This is a genomic window from Microbacterium sp. SA156, from assembly GCF_049065455.1.
Lineage (GTDB): Bacteria > Actinomycetota > Actinomycetes > Actinomycetales > Microbacteriaceae > Microbacterium > Microbacterium barkeri.
Genome location: NZ_JBAKGU010000020.1, coordinates 1 through 17305, shown reverse-complemented (window position 1 = coordinate 17305; position 17305 = coordinate 1). Strand labels below are relative to the sequence as shown.

General features: G+C 70.9%; 18 protein-coding genes and 6 tRNA genes. 17 read left to right on the top strand and 7 right to left on the bottom strand.

Going from position 1 to position 17305, the window contains the following annotated elements:
- Positions 1–6 precede the first annotated feature (6 nt).
- Positions 7–444 (bottom strand): SufE family protein, encoded by a 438-nt coding sequence (locus ACOWU6_RS15295; RefSeq protein ID WP_271172069.1) that lies wholly within the window; start codon positions 442–444, stop codon positions 7–9.
- A 10-nt stretch (positions 445–454) separates the two neighbouring features.
- Positions 455–1360, bottom strand: coding sequence for a sulfurtransferase (locus tag ACOWU6_RS15290; protein WP_421076212.1), 906 nt, complete (start codon positions 1358–1360; stop codon positions 455–457).
- A gap of 111 nt (positions 1361–1471) precedes the next feature.
- Here ACOWU6_RS15290 and zapE point away from each other — a divergent pair, with 111 nt between their 5' ends.
- The 3 genes from zapE (at position 1472) to ACOWU6_RS15275 (ending at position 4632) form a co-directional block, all read left to right on the top strand.
- Entirely contained in the window at positions 1472–2494 is a 1023-nt protein-coding gene (gene zapE / locus ACOWU6_RS15285; RefSeq protein WP_324014597.1) for a cell division protein ZapE, read from the top strand.
- A 192-nt stretch (positions 2495–2686) separates the two neighbouring features.
- Positions 2687–3949, top strand: coding sequence for an ammonium transporter (locus ACOWU6_RS15280; protein ID WP_324014598.1), 1263 nt, complete (start codon positions 2687–2689; stop codon positions 3947–3949).
- A gap of 77 nt (positions 3950–4026) precedes the next feature.
- Positions 4027–4632, top strand: coding sequence for a type II toxin-antitoxin system PemK/MazF family toxin (locus ACOWU6_RS15275; RefSeq protein ID WP_282977927.1), 606 nt, complete (start codon positions 4027–4029; stop codon positions 4630–4632).
- On the opposite strand, the gene ACOWU6_RS15270 is transcribed toward ACOWU6_RS15275, so the two are convergent.
- From ACOWU6_RS15270 to ACOWU6_RS15260, 3 genes are all read right to left on the bottom strand, one after another.
- Entirely contained in the window at positions 4608–4811 is a 204-nt protein-coding gene (locus tag ACOWU6_RS15270; protein ID WP_419775752.1) for a DUF2180 family protein, read from the bottom strand. The two genes, ACOWU6_RS15275 and ACOWU6_RS15270, sit on opposite strands and share 25 nt — an antisense overlap.
- Positions 4798–5457 (bottom strand): sugar O-acetyltransferase, encoded by a 660-nt coding sequence (locus ACOWU6_RS15265; protein ID WP_421076211.1) that lies wholly within the window; start codon positions 5455–5457, stop codon positions 4798–4800. The genes ACOWU6_RS15270 and ACOWU6_RS15265 overlap by 14 nt, the downstream gene beginning before the upstream one ends.
- A 155-nt stretch (positions 5458–5612) precedes the next feature.
- Positions 5613–5688, bottom strand: a tRNA-Val gene (locus tag ACOWU6_RS15260).
- 197 nt (positions 5689–5885) lie between these two features.
- On the opposite strand from ACOWU6_RS15260, the gene ACOWU6_RS15255 reads away from it, so the two are divergent.
- From ACOWU6_RS15255 to ACOWU6_RS15225, 7 genes are all read left to right on the top strand, one after another.
- Positions 5886–5958 (top strand) — tRNA-Gly (locus tag ACOWU6_RS15255).
- 50 nt (positions 5959–6008) lie between these two features.
- Positions 6009–6079, top strand: a tRNA-Cys gene (locus ACOWU6_RS15250).
- Positions 6080–6107: 28 nt separating this feature from the next.
- A tRNA-Val gene (locus tag ACOWU6_RS15245) sits at positions 6108–6179 on the top strand.
- A 1-nt stretch (position 6180) separates the two neighbouring features.
- Positions 6181–6253 (top strand) — tRNA-Gly (locus ACOWU6_RS15240).
- A gap of 36 nt (positions 6254–6289) precedes the next feature.
- Positions 6290–6361 (top strand) — tRNA-Val (locus ACOWU6_RS15235).
- Positions 6362–6496: 135 nt separating this feature from the next.
- The gene (gene thrS, locus ACOWU6_RS15230) at positions 6497–8425 is read left to right on the top strand and encodes a threonine--tRNA ligase (RefSeq protein ID WP_421076227.1); all 1929 of its coding nucleotides are present in this window, start codon (positions 6497–6499) and stop codon (positions 8423–8425) included.
- A 1-nt stretch (position 8426) separates the two neighbouring features.
- A complete protein-coding gene (locus ACOWU6_RS15225; RefSeq protein ID WP_271172064.1) occupies positions 8427–8999 on the top strand; it encodes an HIT family protein in 573 nt (190 codons plus the stop codon).
- 201 nt (positions 9000–9200) lie between these two features.
- Here ACOWU6_RS15225 and ACOWU6_RS15220 read toward each other — a convergent pair whose 3' ends face one another.
- Positions 9201–10529 carry an aminotransferase class I/II-fold pyridoxal phosphate-dependent enzyme gene (locus ACOWU6_RS15220; RefSeq protein WP_421076210.1) on the bottom strand — a complete coding sequence of 443 codons (1329 nt, stop codon included), beginning with the start codon at positions 10527–10529 and terminating at the stop codon, positions 9201–9203.
- 102 nt (positions 10530–10631) lie between these two features.
- On the opposite strand from ACOWU6_RS15220, the gene pdxS reads away from it, so the two are divergent.
- A complete protein-coding gene (pdxS, locus tag ACOWU6_RS15215) occupies positions 10632–11522 on the top strand; it encodes a pyridoxal 5'-phosphate synthase lyase subunit PdxS (RefSeq protein WP_421076209.1) in 891 nt (296 codons plus the stop codon).
- A gap of 2 nt (positions 11523–11524) precedes the next feature.
- Complete coding sequence (pdxT, locus tag ACOWU6_RS15210) at positions 11525–12121, top strand: pyridoxal 5'-phosphate synthase glutaminase subunit PdxT (protein ID WP_421076208.1); 597 nt, start codon at positions 11525–11527, stop codon at positions 12119–12121.
- Positions 12122–12161: 40 nt separating this feature from the next.
- Here the strand turns inward: pdxT and pdxY are convergent, their stop codons facing one another.
- On the bottom strand, positions 12162–13013 hold the full coding sequence (gene pdxY / locus ACOWU6_RS15205; RefSeq protein WP_421076207.1) for a pyridoxal kinase PdxY: 852 nt from the start codon (positions 13011–13013) through the stop codon (positions 12162–12164).
- Between the two features lie 73 nt (positions 13014–13086).
- Here pdxY and ACOWU6_RS15200 point away from each other — a divergent pair, with 73 nt between their 5' ends.
- From ACOWU6_RS15200 to ACOWU6_RS15180, 5 genes are all read left to right on the top strand, one after another.
- Entirely contained in the window at positions 13087–13989 is a 903-nt protein-coding gene (locus ACOWU6_RS15200; protein ID WP_421076206.1) for a L,D-transpeptidase, read from the top strand.
- A 102-nt stretch (positions 13990–14091) separates the two neighbouring features.
- Positions 14092–14853, top strand: coding sequence for a YebC/PmpR family DNA-binding transcriptional regulator (locus ACOWU6_RS15195; protein WP_271172058.1), 762 nt, complete (start codon positions 14092–14094; stop codon positions 14851–14853).
- A gap of 92 nt (positions 14854–14945) precedes the next feature.
- Positions 14946–16208 carry a DNA polymerase IV gene (gene dinB, locus ACOWU6_RS15190; protein ID WP_421076205.1) on the top strand — a complete coding sequence of 421 codons (1263 nt, stop codon included), beginning with the start codon at positions 14946–14948 and terminating at the stop codon, positions 16206–16208.
- 32 nt (positions 16209–16240) lie between these two features.
- A complete protein-coding gene (locus ACOWU6_RS15185) occupies positions 16241–16561 on the top strand; it encodes a hypothetical protein (protein WP_271172056.1) in 321 nt (106 codons plus the stop codon).
- Entirely contained in the window at positions 16545–17114 is a 570-nt protein-coding gene (locus ACOWU6_RS15180) for a hypothetical protein (protein ID WP_421076204.1), read from the top strand. The genes ACOWU6_RS15185 and ACOWU6_RS15180 overlap by 17 nt, the downstream gene beginning before the upstream one ends.
- Positions 17115–17305: the final 191 nt, after the last annotated feature.

Genomic DNA, 17305 nt, shown 5'->3' with positions numbered 1-17305 from the left:
GCCGCCTCAGACGAGACGCGAGCGGATCTGCCGCTTGGCGCGCAGGAGCATCCCGGTCATTCCCGAGATCCGCAGCGGCGACACGACGCGGGTGAGGCCGAGGGTCTGCGGGAAGTCATCGGGCACCGCGAGGGCCTCGTCGGCGGTGAGGCCCGTGAGCCCCTGAGCGAGGATGCTCGCGAAGCCGCGCGTCGTGGGCGCCTCTGCGGGCGCGGTGGCGTGCATCGCGACGCGGCGATCGGCGTCGACCTCGAGCACGATGAACACGGGCGACTGGCATTCCGCGACGCGCTCGGTGAGCTCCGGGTGATCGGCGTAGCGCGCGGGGATCTCCGGGAGCTCGTTCGCGAACTCGAGGAGGAGCTGGAGACGCTCGGGCTCATCGAGCGCGAGGAACTCGTCGCGGATCTCCGCGAGGGCGTCGGGGAGCGCGTGGTCGGTCATCCGCCCCAGACTACTGCGCGGGGAGCGCCCCTGGCTCGCCGCCGGTCGCGATCGGCACCCGGACGGCGCTGCCCCACTCGGTCCAGGATCCGTCGTAGTTGCGGACCTTCGGGAAGCCGAGGAGGTGCTTGAGGACGAACCACGTGTGGCTCGAGCGCTCGCCGATGCGGCAGTACGCGACGATGTCGTCGTCGTCCTGCAGGCCGATCTCCTCGCGGTAGATCGCCTCGAGCTCGGCGCGCGGGCGGAAGCCGCCGTCCTCCGCGACGGCGCGCCCCCACGGCACGCTGCGGGCCGTGGGGATGTGGCCGGCGCGGAGCGCTCCCTCCTCGGGGTACGCGGGAGCGGTCGTGCGCTCGCCGGTGTACTCCTCGGGGGACCGCACGTCGACGAGCGGACCCGCGCCGAGATGCGCGAGGACGTCGTCCTTGAACGCGCGCAGCGTGGCGTCGTCGCGCTCGACGACGGGGTACTCGACGGCCGCGCGCACCGTGCGCTCCGTCGTGAGCTCCCGGCCCTCGGCGATCCAGCGATCGCGCCCTCCGTCGAGGAGGCGGACGTCCTCGTGCCCGAAGAGCGAGAACACCCAGAGGGCGTAGGCGGCCCACCAGTTGCTCTTGTCGCCGTAGATCACCACTGTGTCGTCGCGGGAGATGCCCTTGCGGCCGAGGAGCTCGGCGAAGCCCGCGCCGTCGAGGTAGTCGCGCACGACCGGGTCGTTCAGCTCCGTGTGCCAGTCGATCTTGACCGCGCCCGGGATGTGGCCGGTCTCGTAGAGGAGGACGTCCTCGTCCGACTCGACGACCACGAGACCCGGCTCGCCGCGGTGCTCTTCGAGCCATTGGGTCGAGACCAGCCGCCACGGCTCGGCGTACGCGGCGAACTTCTCCTGCGACTCATCCGGTGCGACGGCCATGGCTGCTCCTAGTTATCGTTGTGGGGACCCGTCTTCGAGCCTACGGCCCGCGAGCACGGTGCGGCTCGGCCCGTCGGCCGGGGCGCGTAACCGACAGACATCTGAGGACCCATGACCTCCACCGCGACCGAGATCGTCCACCTCGCCGACCGCCATCCGCAGCTGTCCGGCGAGGAGATGCTCGCCAGCCTCGTGCCGCCGCGGCAGTTCGACGACGCGACGTTCGCGTCGTACCGCGTCGACCCCGACTACCCCTCGCAGCAGGAGGCGAAGGAGGAGCTCGAGCGGTTCGCGACGGGGGCCCAGCCCGCGCGGCGCGGCGGGCTCTTCTCGCGCAGGCCAAAGCTCCCGGAGACCAAGCCCGGCGTGTACCTCGACGGCGGGTTCGGCGTCGGCAAGACGCACCTGCTCGCGGCGATCTACCACGCGGTCCCCGCCCGCCGGAAGCACTTCGGCTCGTTCATCGAGTACACCGCCCTCGTCGGCGCGCTGGGCTACAAGAACACGGTCGAGCTGCTGCGCGGATCGGCGCTGCTGTGCATCGACGAGTTCGAGCTCGACGACCCGGGCGACACGATGGTGATGACGCGGCTCCTCGGCGAGCTCGTGGCGTCGGGGACGCGTCTGGCCGCGACGAGCAACACCCCGCCGAACGCGCTCGGCGAGGGGCGCTTCGCCGCGCAGGACTTCCTCCGCGAGATCCACGCGATGTCCGACAGCTTCCGCACCCTGAGGATCGACGGCGTCGACTTCCGCCAGCGATCCCTCGACGGGCACGCCGTCGTCCTCGACGACGCGGAGTACGACGCGGCGCTCGCGGGCGCGGGCGGCTCGGCCTCCGACGACGGCTTCGATGCGCTCATCTCGCACCTCGCCCGCGTGCACCCCTCGCGCTACATCCGCCTCATCGACGGCCTCAGCGCCGTGGGCCTGCGCGACGTGCGCCAGCTCACCGACCAGTCGGAGGCGCTGCGCTTCGTCGCGTTCGTCGACCGCGTCTACGACGCCGAGCTGCCGATCCGCGCCACGGGCGCACCGCTCGAGGACGTGTTCGGCGCCGACATGCTCGCAGGGGGCTACCGCAAGAAGTACCTCCGCGCGATCTCGCGTCTCGTCGCGTCGACGCACGCGTGACGCGCTGCCGCCCGAGGTCCTCCCCAGGGCGGCGAAACACGATGTTTACGGAACGCCGATCCTCGTAACACATCCGAAACACCAGCCGCACCAGACGGGTAACGCGCTGTCGGGACACTGAGTCCACCCGGTCGAGCGAACCTCTCGACCCGACGGCTCGCCGGGGTCCCCACACTCGATCTGGAGAAGCACATGGATCAAGGCAACACAGCGTTCATGCTGATCGCCGCGGCGTTCGTCCTGCTGATGACGCCCGGGCTGGCGTTCTTCTACGGCGGACTCGTGAAGGCCAAGAGCGTCATCAGCATGATGATGCTGAGCATCGGGGCGATGGGCCTCATCGGGGTACTCTGGGTGCTCTACGGCTATGCCGTGGCGTTCCCCGGCGCCGAGGGCCTCGTCGCACCGTGGTCGATCGACTGGACGGCGCTCGGCCTCGACAGCCTGCTCGAGACGCCCGAGGACGCGGCGTACCCGCCGCTCGCGTTCGTCGCGTTCCAGGCGACGTTCGCCATCCTCACGGTCGCCCTCGTGTCCGGCGCGATCGCCGACCGCGCGAAGTTCGGCGCGTGGATGACGTTCGCGGGCATCTGGGCCACCGTCGTCTACTTCCCGGTCGCGAGCTGGGTCTTCAACTTCGGTCTCGCCGACGACGGCTCGTTCGCATACGGCGGATGGATCACCTACGGCATGCAGGAGGTGTTCGGCGTCGGCGCGATCGACTTCGCGGGCGGCACCGCCGTGCACATCAACGCGGGCGCCGCGGCCCTCGCGCTCTCGCTCGTGCTCGGCAAGCGCGTCGGCTTCCAGAAGGGCGCGCACGTCCCGCACAACCCGCCGTTCGTGCTGCTCGGCGCCGGGCTGCTGTGGTTCGGCTGGTTCGGCTTCAACGCCGGCTCCGAGCTCGCCGCGGACGGCACCGCCGCCCTCGCCTTCGTCAACACGATCGCCGCACCCGCCGCCGCGCTCCTGGCCTGGCTCGTCGTCGAGAAGATCAAGGAGGGCAAGGCGACCTCTGTCGGCGCTGCCTCGGGCGCCGTCGCGGGCCTCGTCGCGATCACGCCGGCCTGCGCGTCGGTCCACCCGATCTGGGCCATCCTGCTCGGCCTCATCTCGGGCGCGGTGTGCGCGCTCGCGATCGAGCTGAAGTACCGCTGGGGCTTCGACGACTCGCTCGACGTCGTGGGCATCCACCTCGTGGGCGGCCTCATCGGAACCATCTACCTCGGCTTCTTCGCGAACGAGACCGGCCTGTTCATGGGCGGCAACGGCGCGCAGCTGCTCGTCCAGGTGATCGCGGCGGTCGCCGTCCTCATCTACTCCTTCGTGCTCGCCTACATCATCGGCTTCGCGATCGAGAAGACGATCGGCTTCCGCGTGAAGAACGAGGACGAGGTCGCCGGCATCGACACCGTTCTGCACGGCGAGGAGGGGTACGTCCTCGACGTGCGCTGATCCCATCTCCTCTCCAGGACGCCCCGGCCGGATGGTCGGGGCGTCCTCGTGCGCGTCGGCACCGGTAGGGTGACGGCGTGGCAAGACAGGGATTCCTCGGCATGCTCGCCGGCATCGCGCTCGACGTCCTCGCGCAGGCGACGAAGCCTCAGCGGAAGGCAGGGTCCGCGCGGAAGCGCGACGACGACCGGTCCTCGGCCCCGCGGGCGCCGCGCCCCGCGCGCGAGGCGGCGCGCGAGGTCCCGCCGCAGGCGGCCGACGCGCGCTCCGGCGTGCAGACGGTCGAGGTGGATCCGAGCGACGTCCGAGACCTCGTCCTCAGCTACGCTCCCGATCGCGACGGCGCGCCCGACGGCGGCGAGATCATCTGGACCTGGGTTCCGTACGCCGAGAACGACGGGAGAGGCAAGGACCGGCCCGTCCTCGTCCTCGGCCGGCACACGTCCGATCGCTCGTACGCCGTGAAGCTCACGAGCAAGTCGCACGACGGCGACCGCGAGTACGTCTCGATCGGCTCGGGGGAGTGGGATGCCCAGGGCCGCGAGTCGTGGGTCGATCTCGATCAGCTCTACAGCGTCCACGTCGACGGGATGCGGCGCGAGGCGGCGGAGCTCGACCGTCGACGGTTCGAGCGCGTCGCTCAGGAGCTCGTGCGCCGCTACGGCTGGCGCACGGGGGAGTAGGCGCACGCGCCGCACCGGAGCCGGCGCACCGTGCGCACCGTCGGGTTCCCCAGGGTCAGGGCCTGCACTTCGGTGGTGAGCTCGTGCGCGTGGGCCGAGCACAGGCCCGCGCCGCATTCGGTGCAGACCGCGAGTGCCACCCTCTCGACGCCGACGGCGTCGCAGTCATGACAGCGCATCGGCCGTCTCCTGAGCTGAGCCGGGCGCACTCCGGGCGGTCGTGATCTCGCGAACCGGGCGACACGGATTCCCGACGGCGACGACGCCGGCGGGGATATCGCGGGTGACGACGGATCCCGCCCCGACGATGGCGTCGTCCCCGATCGTGACGCCAGGGGTGATCGTGACGGAGCCTCCGAGCCACACCCTGCTGCCGATCGTCACGGGCTCTGGCAGCTCCCACCCCTCGACCCTGCTCGCGATGTCCTCCGCGTGGTTGGGGGTGTAGATCGCGCAGCGGGGGCCGATCAGCGTGTCCTCGCCGATCGTGACGAGCCCGCCTCCGACGACGAGGAAGTCCGCGTTGATGAACGTGCGGTCGCCGATCACGAGCCGCTCGCCGTAGTCGATGCTCAGCGGCGGCCGGAAGTCGATCCCGTCTCCGGCGCCCGGCACGAGCTCGCGGAACAGACGGCGAGCCTCGTCGAGATCGTCGTGGTAGGTCCGTCCGATCCGCGCGCACAGCGCGTGCGCTCTCCACGAGAGGTCCTGGAGAGCGGGTGAGGTCCGATACCGGATCCACCCGCCCGAGAGCAGACTGCGCACGTCCTCGTCCTGCGCGGCGAGCACGGTCATCGTGGGCGGCGGTTCGGCGATGCGGTCCATGGGAGGCCTCCTATTGGTTGGGAGTGCCAACATATAGCATGCTCCGGAGGGAGGGCAATGGTCTCTCATGCGATGCCGGTCGCCGCACGGCCCTGCTCGCGTGCCGCGCGGGCGGGGAAAACGACGAAGCCCCCGGCGGGACCGGGGGCTTCTCATGGTGGGCGATACCAGACTCGAACTGATGACCTCTTCCGTGTGAAGGAAGCGCGCTACCAACTGCGCCAATCGCCCATGTGGAGTTGTCGTGCCTCAGCGGCACAGGTGTCGAGCATACCGGATCGGCTCGACGCAGGCGAACCGGGTCGCCCGTCTCGCGTGTCGCACGTGAACGGTCGGTGACACGCCCGGATCCGGGTCGTGGTTTGGCCGGTCGTGGAACGTGGGCTAAAGTGGTGCAAGTGCCCGGAGCGAGACTCCGGGGGCGAAATGCGGATGTAGCGCAGTTGGTAGCGCATCACCTTGCCAAGGTGAGGGTCGCGAGTTCGAGTCTCGTCATCCGCTCGAGTGCAGGGGTTCCGAAAGGGATCCAGGCACGTGGGTTCGATCCCCGCGGTGGCGTGGCCGAGAGGCGAGGCACCGGCCTGCAAAGCCGTTTACACGGGTTCGAATCCCGTCGCCACCTCGCTCGACAACTGAATAGCTCTTGATGAGCGCGATTGGCGCAGCGGTAGCGCGCTTCCCTGACACGGAAGAGGTCACTGGTTCGATCCCAGTATCGCGCACGCGGATGTAGCGCAGTTGGTAGCGCATCACCTTGCCAAGGTGAGGGTCGCGAGTTCGAGTCTCGTCATCCGCTCGCGCACAGGGCCCCCTCGTGGGGCCCTGTTCCTTTGGGCGATTGGCGCAGCGGTAGCGCGCTTCCCTGACACGGAAGAGGTCACTGGTTCGATCCCAGTATCGCCCACCCGAGAACCCCCGCTTCGGCGGGGGTTTCGTCGTTCTCGCGGGTGCACGCGGTGCGAGCCCACGGAGGCTGCGCAACTAGGATGGTCGAGTGACCACCGGATTCGACCTGTACCCCGAGAAGAACGTCGTCGCCATGCGCGTCGACGGTGAGCTGAAGGACCTCGCAGCCGAGGTCGCGGAGACGCAGACGACGGAGCCGGTGACGATCGACAGCCCCGACGGGCTGAACATCCTGCGCCACTCCACCGCGCACGTGCTCGCACAGGCGGTGCAGAAGATCAACCCCGCCGCGAAGCTCGGCATCGGACCGTTCATCGCCGACGGCTTCTACTACGACTTCGGCGTCGACGAGCCGTTCACGCCCGACGACCTCAAGGCGATCAAGAAGGAGATGCAGCGCATCGTCAAGGAGGGCCAGCGGTTCGTCCGCCGGGTCGTCACGGACGAGGAGGCGCAGGCCGAGCTCGCCGACGAGCCGTTCAAGCTCGAGCTCATCGGCCTCAAGGGCGGCAAGAAGGAGGCCGCGGAGGGGGCGAGCGTCGAGGTCGGCGCCGGCGAGCTGACCATCTACGACAACGTCGACGCGAGGAGCGGCGAGACGCAGTGGAAGGACCTCTGCCGCGGCCCTCACGTGCCCTCCACGCGCCTGCTCGGCAACGGCTGGGACATCGTGCGGGTCGCGGGCGCGTACTGGCGCGGCAGCGAGAAGAACCCGCAGCTCCAGCGCATCTACGGCACGGCGTGGCCGACCAAGGATGACCTGAAGGCCTATCAGGACCGCCTCGCCGAGGCCGCGCGTCGCGACCACCGCAAGCTCGGCAAGGAGCTCGACCTCTTCTCGTTCCCCGACGAGATCGGGTCGGGCCTGTCGGTCTGGCACCCGCGCGGAGGGATCGTGCGCGGCGAGATGGAGCAGCACGCGCGTCGGCGCCACATCGAGGGCGGCTACACCTACGTCTACACGCCGCACATCTCGAAGGAGGACCTGTTCCTCACCTCGAACCACCTCGTCACATACAAGGACGGGATGTTCCCGCCGATCGTCATGGACGAGGAGCGCGACGAGGACGGCAACATCACGAAGCAGGGCCAGGACTACTACCTGAAGCCCATGAACTGCCCGATGCACATCCTCATCTACAAGGAGCGCGCGCGCAGCTACCGCGATCTCCCGCTGCGGTTCGCGGAGAACGGGACGGTCTACCGCAACGAGCTGTCCGGCGCGCTGCACGGCCTCACGCGCGTGCGCGGCTTCACGCAGGACGACTCCCACCTCTTCGTGACGCCCGAGCAGCTCGAGGCCGAGGTGACGAAGGTGCTCGAGTTCATCATCTCGATGCTGCGCGACTTCGGCCTCGACGACTTCGAGCTCGAGCTGTCGATGCGCGATGACGAGAAGGCCAAGTGGATCGGCTCGGACGAGTTCTGGGAGTACTCGACGAACGCCCTGCGCAATGTCGCGGTCGCGAGCGGGCTCAAGCTCACCGAGGTCCCCGGAGAGGCTGCGTTCTACGGTCCCAAGATCGACCTCAAGACGCGCGACGCGATCGGCCGGGTGTGGCAGCTGTCGACCGTCCAGGTCGACCCGAACCTCCCGGAGCGCTTCGACCTCGAGTACACCGCGGCGGATGGGTCGAAGCAGCGGCCGATCATGATCCACCGAGCCCTGTTCGGCTCGATCGAGCGCTTCTTCGCGATCCTCCTCGAGCACTACGCGGGCGACTTCCCGGTCTGGCTCGCGCCTCAGCAGGTCGTGGCCGTGCCCGTGGCCGACGAGTTCGCGCCCTACCTCGAGGACGTCGCCCACCGCCTGCGGACCGAGGGTGTGCGCGTGGAGGTCGATCGCTCCGACGACCGCATGCAGAAGAAGATCCGGACGCACTCGACCGGCAAGGTTCCGCTCATCCTCATCGCGGGGGAGCAGGACCGCTCGGCCGGCACGGTGTCGTTCCGCTTCCGCGACGGATCGCAGCGCAACGGCGTCCCGATCGACGAGGCGGTGCGCCTCGTCACGGGCGCGATCGCCGAGAAGAAGCTCATCCTGACGGACGAGGACCTCTGACATGACCGAGGAGCACGAGGCGCGCGAGGAGTTCGCGCGCCTCGAGCCGTCGTCTGACTTCCCGTCGTCGGCCGATGCGTTCCAGCGACTCTGGACGCCGCACCGGATGGCGTACATCAACGCGGGCGCGGATGCGAACCGCGGCACGGGCTGCCCGTTCTGCGCGGCGCCCGGCAAGAGCGACGAGGACGCCCTCATCGTGCACAGGGGAGAGCACGCCTTCGTGCTGCTCAACCTCTTCCCGTACAACTCGGGGCACCTGCTCGTGTGCCCGTATCGCCACATCGGCCTGTACGACGAGGCGGACCCGCACGAGACGGCCGAGATCGCCTATCTCACGCAGACGGCGATGCGCGTGCTCCGCTCCGTGTCCCGGTGCGACGGCTTCAACATCGGGATGAACCAGGGCCACGTCGCGGGCGCGGGCGTCGAGGAGCACCTCCACCAGCACGTGGTGCCCCGCTGGGCCAGCGACGCGAACTTCTTCCCGATCATCGCGAAGACGAAGGCGCTCCCGCAGCTCCTCGGCGAGGTCCGCTCGGCCATCGCCGGCGCCTGGCCCGAGTACCACTAGACACTCAGCGAGCGCAGCGAGCCGCCCCCGGTCGTTGAGCGACGAGCGCCAGCGAGGAGTCGAAACGCGACTCAGCGAGCGCAGCGAGCCGCCCCCGGTCGTTGAGCGACGAGCGCCAGCGAGGAGTCGAAACGCAAGCCCCCGTCAGCGCGCCGCCCCCGGCCGTTGAGCGAGCGGAGCGAGTCGAAACGCAAGCCCCCGTCAGCGCGCCGCCCGGCACGCGGCGGCAAGGTCTCGGGCGAGCGCCTCGGCATCGTCGTCGGCGAGACCGTGCACCGTCAGACGGAGGTGGTGTGACGGCGTCGCGGCGTCGTCGAGCACGAAGTCGTCACCCGTCCGCGCGAGCCAGCCGCGGCGCATGAGCTGCTCGGAGACGGCGCGGGCCGGCGCCGGGAGCGGCACCCAGAGGCTCAGCCCATCACCGGGGTCGACCTCGATGCCGTGGCGCGACAGGCGCTGCGCGAACGCCGCGTTCCGCTCGGCGTAGTGCGCGCCGGCGCGCTCGATGGTCGCGAGCGCGACCGGGTCGGTGAGGAGCGCGACGGTCAGTCGCTGGAGGAGATGACTGACCCACGTCGTCCCGGGGCTCAGCCGCAGCGCGAGACGGTCCGCCGTCTCGGGGTCGGACGCGGTCACCGCGAGGCACATGTCGGGCCCGAGGAACTTGGAGACCGAGCGCACGAGCGCCCAGCGCCGGTGCGCGGGGCCGATGATCGAGTGGTACGGCCTGCGCGACAGGAGAGAGAAGTGGTCGTCCTCGATGACGAGGACGTACGGATGGTCGGACAGCACGGCGCGGAGGTCCGCTGCGCGCGCGGGTGACAGCCCGGCACCGGTCGGGTTCTGCGCGCGCGGGGTGCAGACGATCGCGCGCACCCCCTGCTCGAGCGCGTGACGCAGTCCGTCGACCGTCATCCCCTCGGCGTCGACCGGCACGGGCACTGCGCGGTAGCCGCCGAGTCGGACGGTCTGGATGCTCGCGAGGAAGCACGGGTCCTCGAGGGCGACCGCGTCGTCGCGCATGAGGGCCTGTGCGAGGAGGCGCTCGACCGCGTCGACGGCGCCGCTCGTGATCGTGAGACGCGGAGGGCCTGCCGGTGCGAGGTCCTGGCTCATCCACGCGCGGGCGCGCTCCTCGAGCTCTCGGTCGATGACGGGCTCTCCATAGAGCACCGGGCGGCCGGCGAGCGAGGCGAGCGCGTGCGACATGTCGGGAATCAGAGCGGGATCGGGATTGCCCGTCCCGACGTCGCGCAGCACGCTGTCGGTCGCATAGCCCTCCTGAGCGACGGGGGAGCGGTCGGCGATCCGCGTGCCCGCACGCCCCTGCGTGAGGACGATCCCCGCCTGGGCGAGCTGACGGTACGCGGCGACGGCGGTGTTGCGGTTCACGCCGAGATGCTCGGCGAGCGAGCGGACCGGGGGAAGCGCGTCGCCGGGCCGGAGCCGGCCGCGTTCGAGGAGGGCGCGCACGCTGTCGGCGATGTCCGACGCGGAGCGGCCCGTGATCTCGATGACGCCCTGTTCCATTCCGCCGAGTCTACGGTCCGCACCGTGCTACGGTTTGACCTAGGTCAAAAGCCCGAATGTACCCGACCGTCGCCGGACGGCGACGATGTGAAAGGAAGCACCGTGGCCACTGCCACCACTGGAACCGGGCGCGTCAAGCGCGGACTCGCCGAGATGCTCAAGGGCGGCGTCATCATGGACGTCGTGACGGCCGAGCAGGCGCGCATCGCCGAGGACGCGGGAGCGGTCGCCGTCATGGCGCTCGAGCGCGTGCCCGCAGACATCCGCGCGCAGGGCGGCGTCGCCCGCATGAGCGACCCCGACCTCATCGACGAGATCGTCGCGTCCGTCTCGATCCCGGTGATGGCCAAGGCGCGCATCGGGCACTTCGTCGAGGCGCAGGTGCTGCAGGAGCTCGGCGTCGACTACATCGACGAGTCCGAGGTGCTCTCGCCGGCCGACTACGTCAACCACATCGACAAGTGGGGATTCACCGTGCCGTTCGTGTGCGGCGCCACGAACCTCGGCGAGGCACTGCGCCGCATCACCGAGGGCGCGGCGATGATCCGCTCGAAGGGCGAGGCCGGCACGGGCGACGTCTCCGAGGCGACCAAGCACATCCGCCGGATCACGAGCGACATCAACGTGCTCCGCTCGAAGACCAAGGACGAGCTCTACGTCGCGGCCAAGGAGCTTCAGGCGCCCTACGAGCTCGTCGCGGAGATCGCGGAGACGGGCAAGCTGCCGGTCGTGCTCTTCACGGCCGGCGGTGTGGCGACCCCCGCCGACGCGGCCCTCATGATGCAGCTCGGCGCGGACGGCGTCTTCGTCGGCTCCGGCATCTTCAAGTCGGGCGAGCCGGCCAAGCGCGCGGCGGCGATCGTCAAGGCCACGACGTTCTACGACGACCCCAAGGTCGTCGCAGAGGCGTCGCGCGGCCTCGGCGAGGCCATGGTCGGCATCAACGTCTCCGACCTGCCGGCGCCGCACCGCCTCGCCGAGCGCGGCTGGTAGCCGTGCCCGCCGCACCGCGCGTCGGGGTGCTCGCGCTGCAGGGGGATGTGCGCGAGCACGTCGCCGTGCTCGAGCACCTCGGCGCGCACGTCGTGCGCGTGCGTCGGCCCGAGCAGCTCGACGAGATCGACGGCATCGTCCTCCCCGGTGGAGAGTCGAGCGTGATCGACAAGCTCGCGCGCGCCTTCGACGTCCGCGAGCCGCTCGTGGCGGCCATCCGCACGGGGATGCCCGCATTCGGGACGTGCGCGGGGCTCATCCTGCTCGCCGACCGGATCAGCGACGGCATCGAGGGTCAGCAGACGTTCGGCGGGCTCGATGTCACGGTGCGCAGGAACGCGTTCGGCGGACAGGTCGAGTCGTTCGAGACCGAGCTGTCGATGCCGGTCCTCGGCGCCCCTCCCGTGCACGCGACGTTCATCCGCGCGCCGGTGGTCGCGCAGGTCGGCGCCCGAGCCGAGGCGATCGCTGCGCTCCCCGACGGCCGCGTGGTCGCGGTGGAGCAGGATGGCCTCCTCGGCATCTCCTTCCACCCGGAGGTCTCGGGGGAGGAGCGGCTGCACCGCCGCTTCCTCGCTCGCGTGCAGCGCGCGGCCTGACCGCGGCAGGGTCCGCGCGGCGGACCCTGCCGCTGCGGCGTCAGCGCACCTGGCGAACCGCGAACTCGAGGCGCGGATGCGCGAAGTGCTCCTGCGCCTGCACGAGCTGGAGCTCGCGGTCGCCCGCGGCGAGCGTCTGCTCGAGAAGGCCGAAGACGCTCGACGCGGTGCGCGCGAGCGCATCGGGCGCGGACCGCGTCGCGAGATAGTGCGAGGTGAAGAGGGCGGCCGTCACGTCGCCGGAGCCGTTCGCCTTCATGGGGAGGTGCGGCGTCTGCACGACCCACGCGCCGTCGTCGTCGACCACCATCATCTCGATCGTGCCCTCGGGCCGGTCGGGGCGCTCGACCGAGGTGACGAGCACCGTGCGGGGGCCCATGTCGCGCGCGGCGTCGGCCGCTGCGACCGTGGACTCGAGCGTGTCGGGCGCCGTGCCGGTCAGGAAGCCCAGCTCGAACTGATTGGGCGTGATGATGTCGGCGACGGGCACGACCCTCTCGCGCAGGAGGTCGGGGATCGCCGGGGCGACGAAGCAGCCCGACTTCGCGTTGCCCATGACGGGGTCGCAGGCGTAGACGGCGGCGGGATTGGCCTCCTTGACGCGTGCCACGGCGTCGATGATCACATCGGCGATGCCCTCGCTGCCCTGGTATCCCGAGAGCACCGCGTCCAGCGACGCGAAGGCGCCGCGCTCCTCGACGCCGCGGATGACCTCGGCCACGTCGGCCGGCGGGATGAGCGGGCCCCGCCACGCGCCGTAGCCGGTGTGGTTGGAGAAGTTGACCGTGTAGACGGGGAGCACCTCGACGCCGATGCGCTGCATGGGGAAGACGGCGGCGGAGTTGCCGGCGTGCCCGTACGCGACGGCCGACTGGATCGAGAGGATATTCATCCTGAGATCATCTCATCGCCGCCCGCGCGTCCGATCGGCGTGGTGGAATGGACGCGGACGAGGGGGGGAAGCCGTGGACGGGCGTCGACGCGGGGTCGCGATCGCGTGGAGCGCGATCGGGCTCGTGGTGCTGGGCCTCGTGGCGGTGTTCCTCTGGTCCGTCCTGCAGCCGCAGGCCGAGCCGGCCGCGCAGCCGACGCCATCCGCGTCGGTCTCGACGACGCCCACGCCCACGCCGACTCCGACGCCGACGCCCACGGGGCATCCGGCGAACACCGAGGAGTACGACCTCGGGGCGCTGCCGGCGCTCGACGTCTTCGCGGTGATTCCCGAGCTCCCGCTGGACGACGACCCCGACGGCGAGACCGCGTCGCTGTCCGCTCGTCCGCTCGGCGATGGCGCCCCGGTCTTCGCGGATCCCGAGGGCGAGCCGGTCGCGGCGCTCGCGCGCGAGCTGCCCTTCGAAGGCACGGTCGTCCCGGTCGTCGAGCGAGAGGAGCACTGGGTCAAGGTGCTCCTCGTCGGGCGCCAGAGCACGCCGTCGCAGGGCGACGCGCGCCAGGTCGCGGGATGGCTGCGGATGGCCGACGTCGAGCTGAGCGCGAACGCCGCGCGCGTCGAGGTCGACCTCGGCGACCGCACGATCGACATCGTCACGCCGGATGGCGCCGAGCGCGTCGCGACGGACTTCGCGTCGGGGACGACGGCGACGCCCACGCCCCTCGGGCGCTCCTTCATCATGCTCACGCGGGCCGTGCCGGAGCTGGCGTACACGGCCGGACTGCCGATCGTCTACCTGTCGGCGCAGTCGCCGACGCTCGACGGGTTCGACGGGCAGAGCGTCGCGGTGACCGCGTTCCACTACCACGACGTGCGGTCGGGGCCCATCTCGAACGGATGCATCCGCCTGGGCGGCGAGGCGATCGCGCGCCTGGCGGAGCTGCCCGCCGGGACCCCCGTCTACATCCGCGAGTGAGCGCCGTGCGCCGCCCGCACGAGCAGTTCGGCGCGAGCGAATAGAATCGTCCTGGACGGCGCGCGCAGCGCGCGGTCGCGCAGTCAGACGAGCGGGAGATCTATGTCCGGGCATTCCAAGTGGGCCACGACCAAGCACAAGAAGGCGGTCATCGACGCCAAGCGTGCCAAGTCGTGGGCCAAGCTGATCAAGAACATCGAGGTCGCGGCCAAGCTCGGCGGCCCCGACCTGCAGGGCAACCCGACCCTCTTCGACGCCGTCCTCAAGGCGAAGAAGACGTCGGTCCCGAAGGACAACATCGACCGCGCGATCAAGCGCGGCGCCGGCATCGGCGGCGAGGCGGTCGAGTACACGTCGATCATGTACGAGGGCTACGCGCCCGGCGGCATCGCGATGCTCATCGAGTGCCTCACCGACAACAAGAACCGCGCGGCCGCCGAGGTGCGCACGGCGATGACGCGCAACGGCGGCAACATGGCCGACCCCGGCAGCGTCGCGTACAACTTCGAGCGCAAGGGTGTCATCGTCGCCTCCTCGGAGGGCGTCAGCGAGGACGACGTCATGCTGGCCGCGCTCGAGGCCGGCGCGCAGGAGATCGAGCCGCACCCCGCCGGATTCGAGATCATCACCGAGGCGAGCGACATGGTCGCCGTCCGCACCGCGCTGCAGGAGGCGGGCATCGAGTACGAGTCGGCCGATGCCGAGTTCGTGCCGAACCTCAAGGTCGAGGTCGACGCGGAGACCGCGCGCAAGGTGTTCCGCCTCATCGACGCGCTCGAGGACAGCGACGACGTGCAGAACGTCTTCACGAACATGGACCTGACGCCCGAGGTGCAGGCCGAGCTCGAGGAAGACGACGAGTGACGACCGGATCCCGGTGAGCGAGGGCGGAGGCGCGAGCCTCCGCCCTCGCTCCGTCCGGGGCGGATGTCGGCGGTGACGGGGAGGATGAACGCATGGGGCGGGCAGACGGCACGGGCAGGCTCGTGTCGGCCGACGGGGCCGACGACAGCGGCACCGGGATCCTGCACGTCGACATGGACGCGTTCTACGCGGCGGTCGAGGTGCTCGACGACCCGACCCTGGCGGGCAAGCCGATCATCATCGGCGCCCCGGATCGCCGCTCGGTCGTCTCGAGCGCGTCGTACGAGGCACGCCGCTACGGGGTGAGGTCCGCGATGCCCGTGAGCCAGGCCATCCGCCTGTGCCCGCACGCGCTCATCGTGCCACCCCATTTCGACCGCTACCGGGCCGTCTCGGCCCAGGTGATGGAGATCTTCCGCAGCTTCACGCCGCTCGTGGAGCAGCTCTCGATCGACGAGGCGTTCCTCGACGTGCGCGGCGCCCGCCGGCTCTGGGGGAGCCCGGGGCGCATCGCGCAGCTCATCCGCGCGCGCGTGAAGGACGAGGCGGGCATCACGTGCAGCGTCGGCGTCGCCGCGACGAAGCACGTCGCGAAGATGGCATCGACGATCTCGAAGCCCGACGGGATGCTCGTCGTCCCCGGGCACCGGACCCTCGAGTTCCTCGGGGCGCGGCCCGTGCGCGCGATGTGGGGCGTCGGGCCGAAGGCAGCCGAGGTGCTGGAAGGGCGCGGCATCCGGACGATCGCCGACCTGCGCGACACGCCGCTGCCCGTCCTCGCGCGCGCCCTGGGGCAGGCGTCCGCCCACAGGCTGCACGCGCTCGCGCGCGGCGAGGACTCACGAGAGGTCGAGACGACGCGCATCGAGAAGAGCATCTCGCACGAGGAGACGTTCCACACCGACGTCTCCGACGTCGAGCTGCTCCGAGCCGAGCTGCTGCGCCTCGCCGATCGGGTCGCCGTGCGGCTGCGCCGCGGCGGCGTGGAGGCGGGCGGCGTCGCGATCAAGGTGCGCTTCGCCGACTTCGCGACGATCACGCGCTCCCAGGCGCTGGCCGAGCCGACTGCGCTCGGCCAGCGGATCGGCGAGGTCGCGCGCGAGCTGCTCGGGTCGGTCGAGCTGTGCCAGGCCGTGCGTCTCATCGGCGTCCGCGCCGAGCGCCTCCGCGAGGCGGGCTCGTCGGCCCTCGCCCTGTGGGATGAGGACGCCGACTGGAAGCGCGTGGAGGGCACGCTCGACGACGCCGTGAGCCGTTTCGGCGACGGCGCTGTGACCCGCGCGGCCTTCCTCGGGCGCGCGGAACGGCATCCGGAGGTGCCCCGCACGCCGCGCCCGCCGGAGGATTCCGACTGACAGGCGCGGCTCGCCCCGGTAGCGTGGGGGACATGCCCAACATCGCCCTCGAAATCGGCAAGATCTCCGCGAACCTCGGCGTCACCGCCGCCTACGGCGAGCCCCAGGAGCTCGACGGCGAGCGCTTCGTCCCCGTCGCGGCGACGTGGACCGGCTTCGGCGGCGGCTCCGACGAGGCCGGCAACGGCGGAGGCGGAGGCGGCGGCTTCTCGGCGCCCGTGGGCGCGTACGTGCGACGCGACGGCGAGCTGCGCTTCGAGCCGAACCTCATCGCGACGCTCGCGGTCGCGATCCCGCTCGTGTGGGTCACCGGCCGCGTGCTCGCCAAGCTCATCCGTGCCCTCAAGAAGTAGCGAGCGCGCCGAGGTCGCGATCTCGGAGGCGGCGCACCGCGTGCGCGCGCTCATCGACGCGAGGGCGGCGCGGAGGGTCGTCGTCGACGGCCGCAGCGGCGCCGGGAAGACGACGCTCGCGCGGCTCGTCGTGGAGGCGTGGCCGGGAGCGCAGCTCGTCTCGCTCGACGAGCTCTACCCCGGATGGGGCGGACTGCGGGAGGGCGCGGCGCTCGCCTGCGCCCTCGTGCTGGCTCCGCACGCCGCCGGCTCCGTCGGACGGTACCGGCGCTTCGACTGGACCCTCGGCACGTTCGCGGGCGCCGAGGTCCGTGTCGATCCGGATCGGCCGCTCGTCGTGGAGGGATGCGGCGCGCTCACACGCGCCTCCGCACAGGTCGCGGACGCGAGCGTCTGGCTCGATGCCGAGGCCGCGCTGCGTCGCGAGCGCGCGCTCGCCCGCGACGGCGACGGCTTCGCGCCCTACTGGGACATGTGGGCTGCGCAGGAGGACGCGCACATCGTGAGCGAGGCGCCCGAGGCACGCGCGGACCTCGCCCTCCTGACCCGCTGATCAGGGGCACGCGCATCCCGTTCGGATGTCGGTGGTGGGGTCGATGATGGGGGTGTGACGAGCAGGAAGCCGCGGTTTGTGGATCCGCTGTCGTGGGATGCGACGGTGGAGGAGCGGTGGGTGCTGTCGAATGTGCGGGAGACGTTGACGGGTTTCCGGCGGGCGGTGGCGTCGGCTGCGGCGGCGGAGGT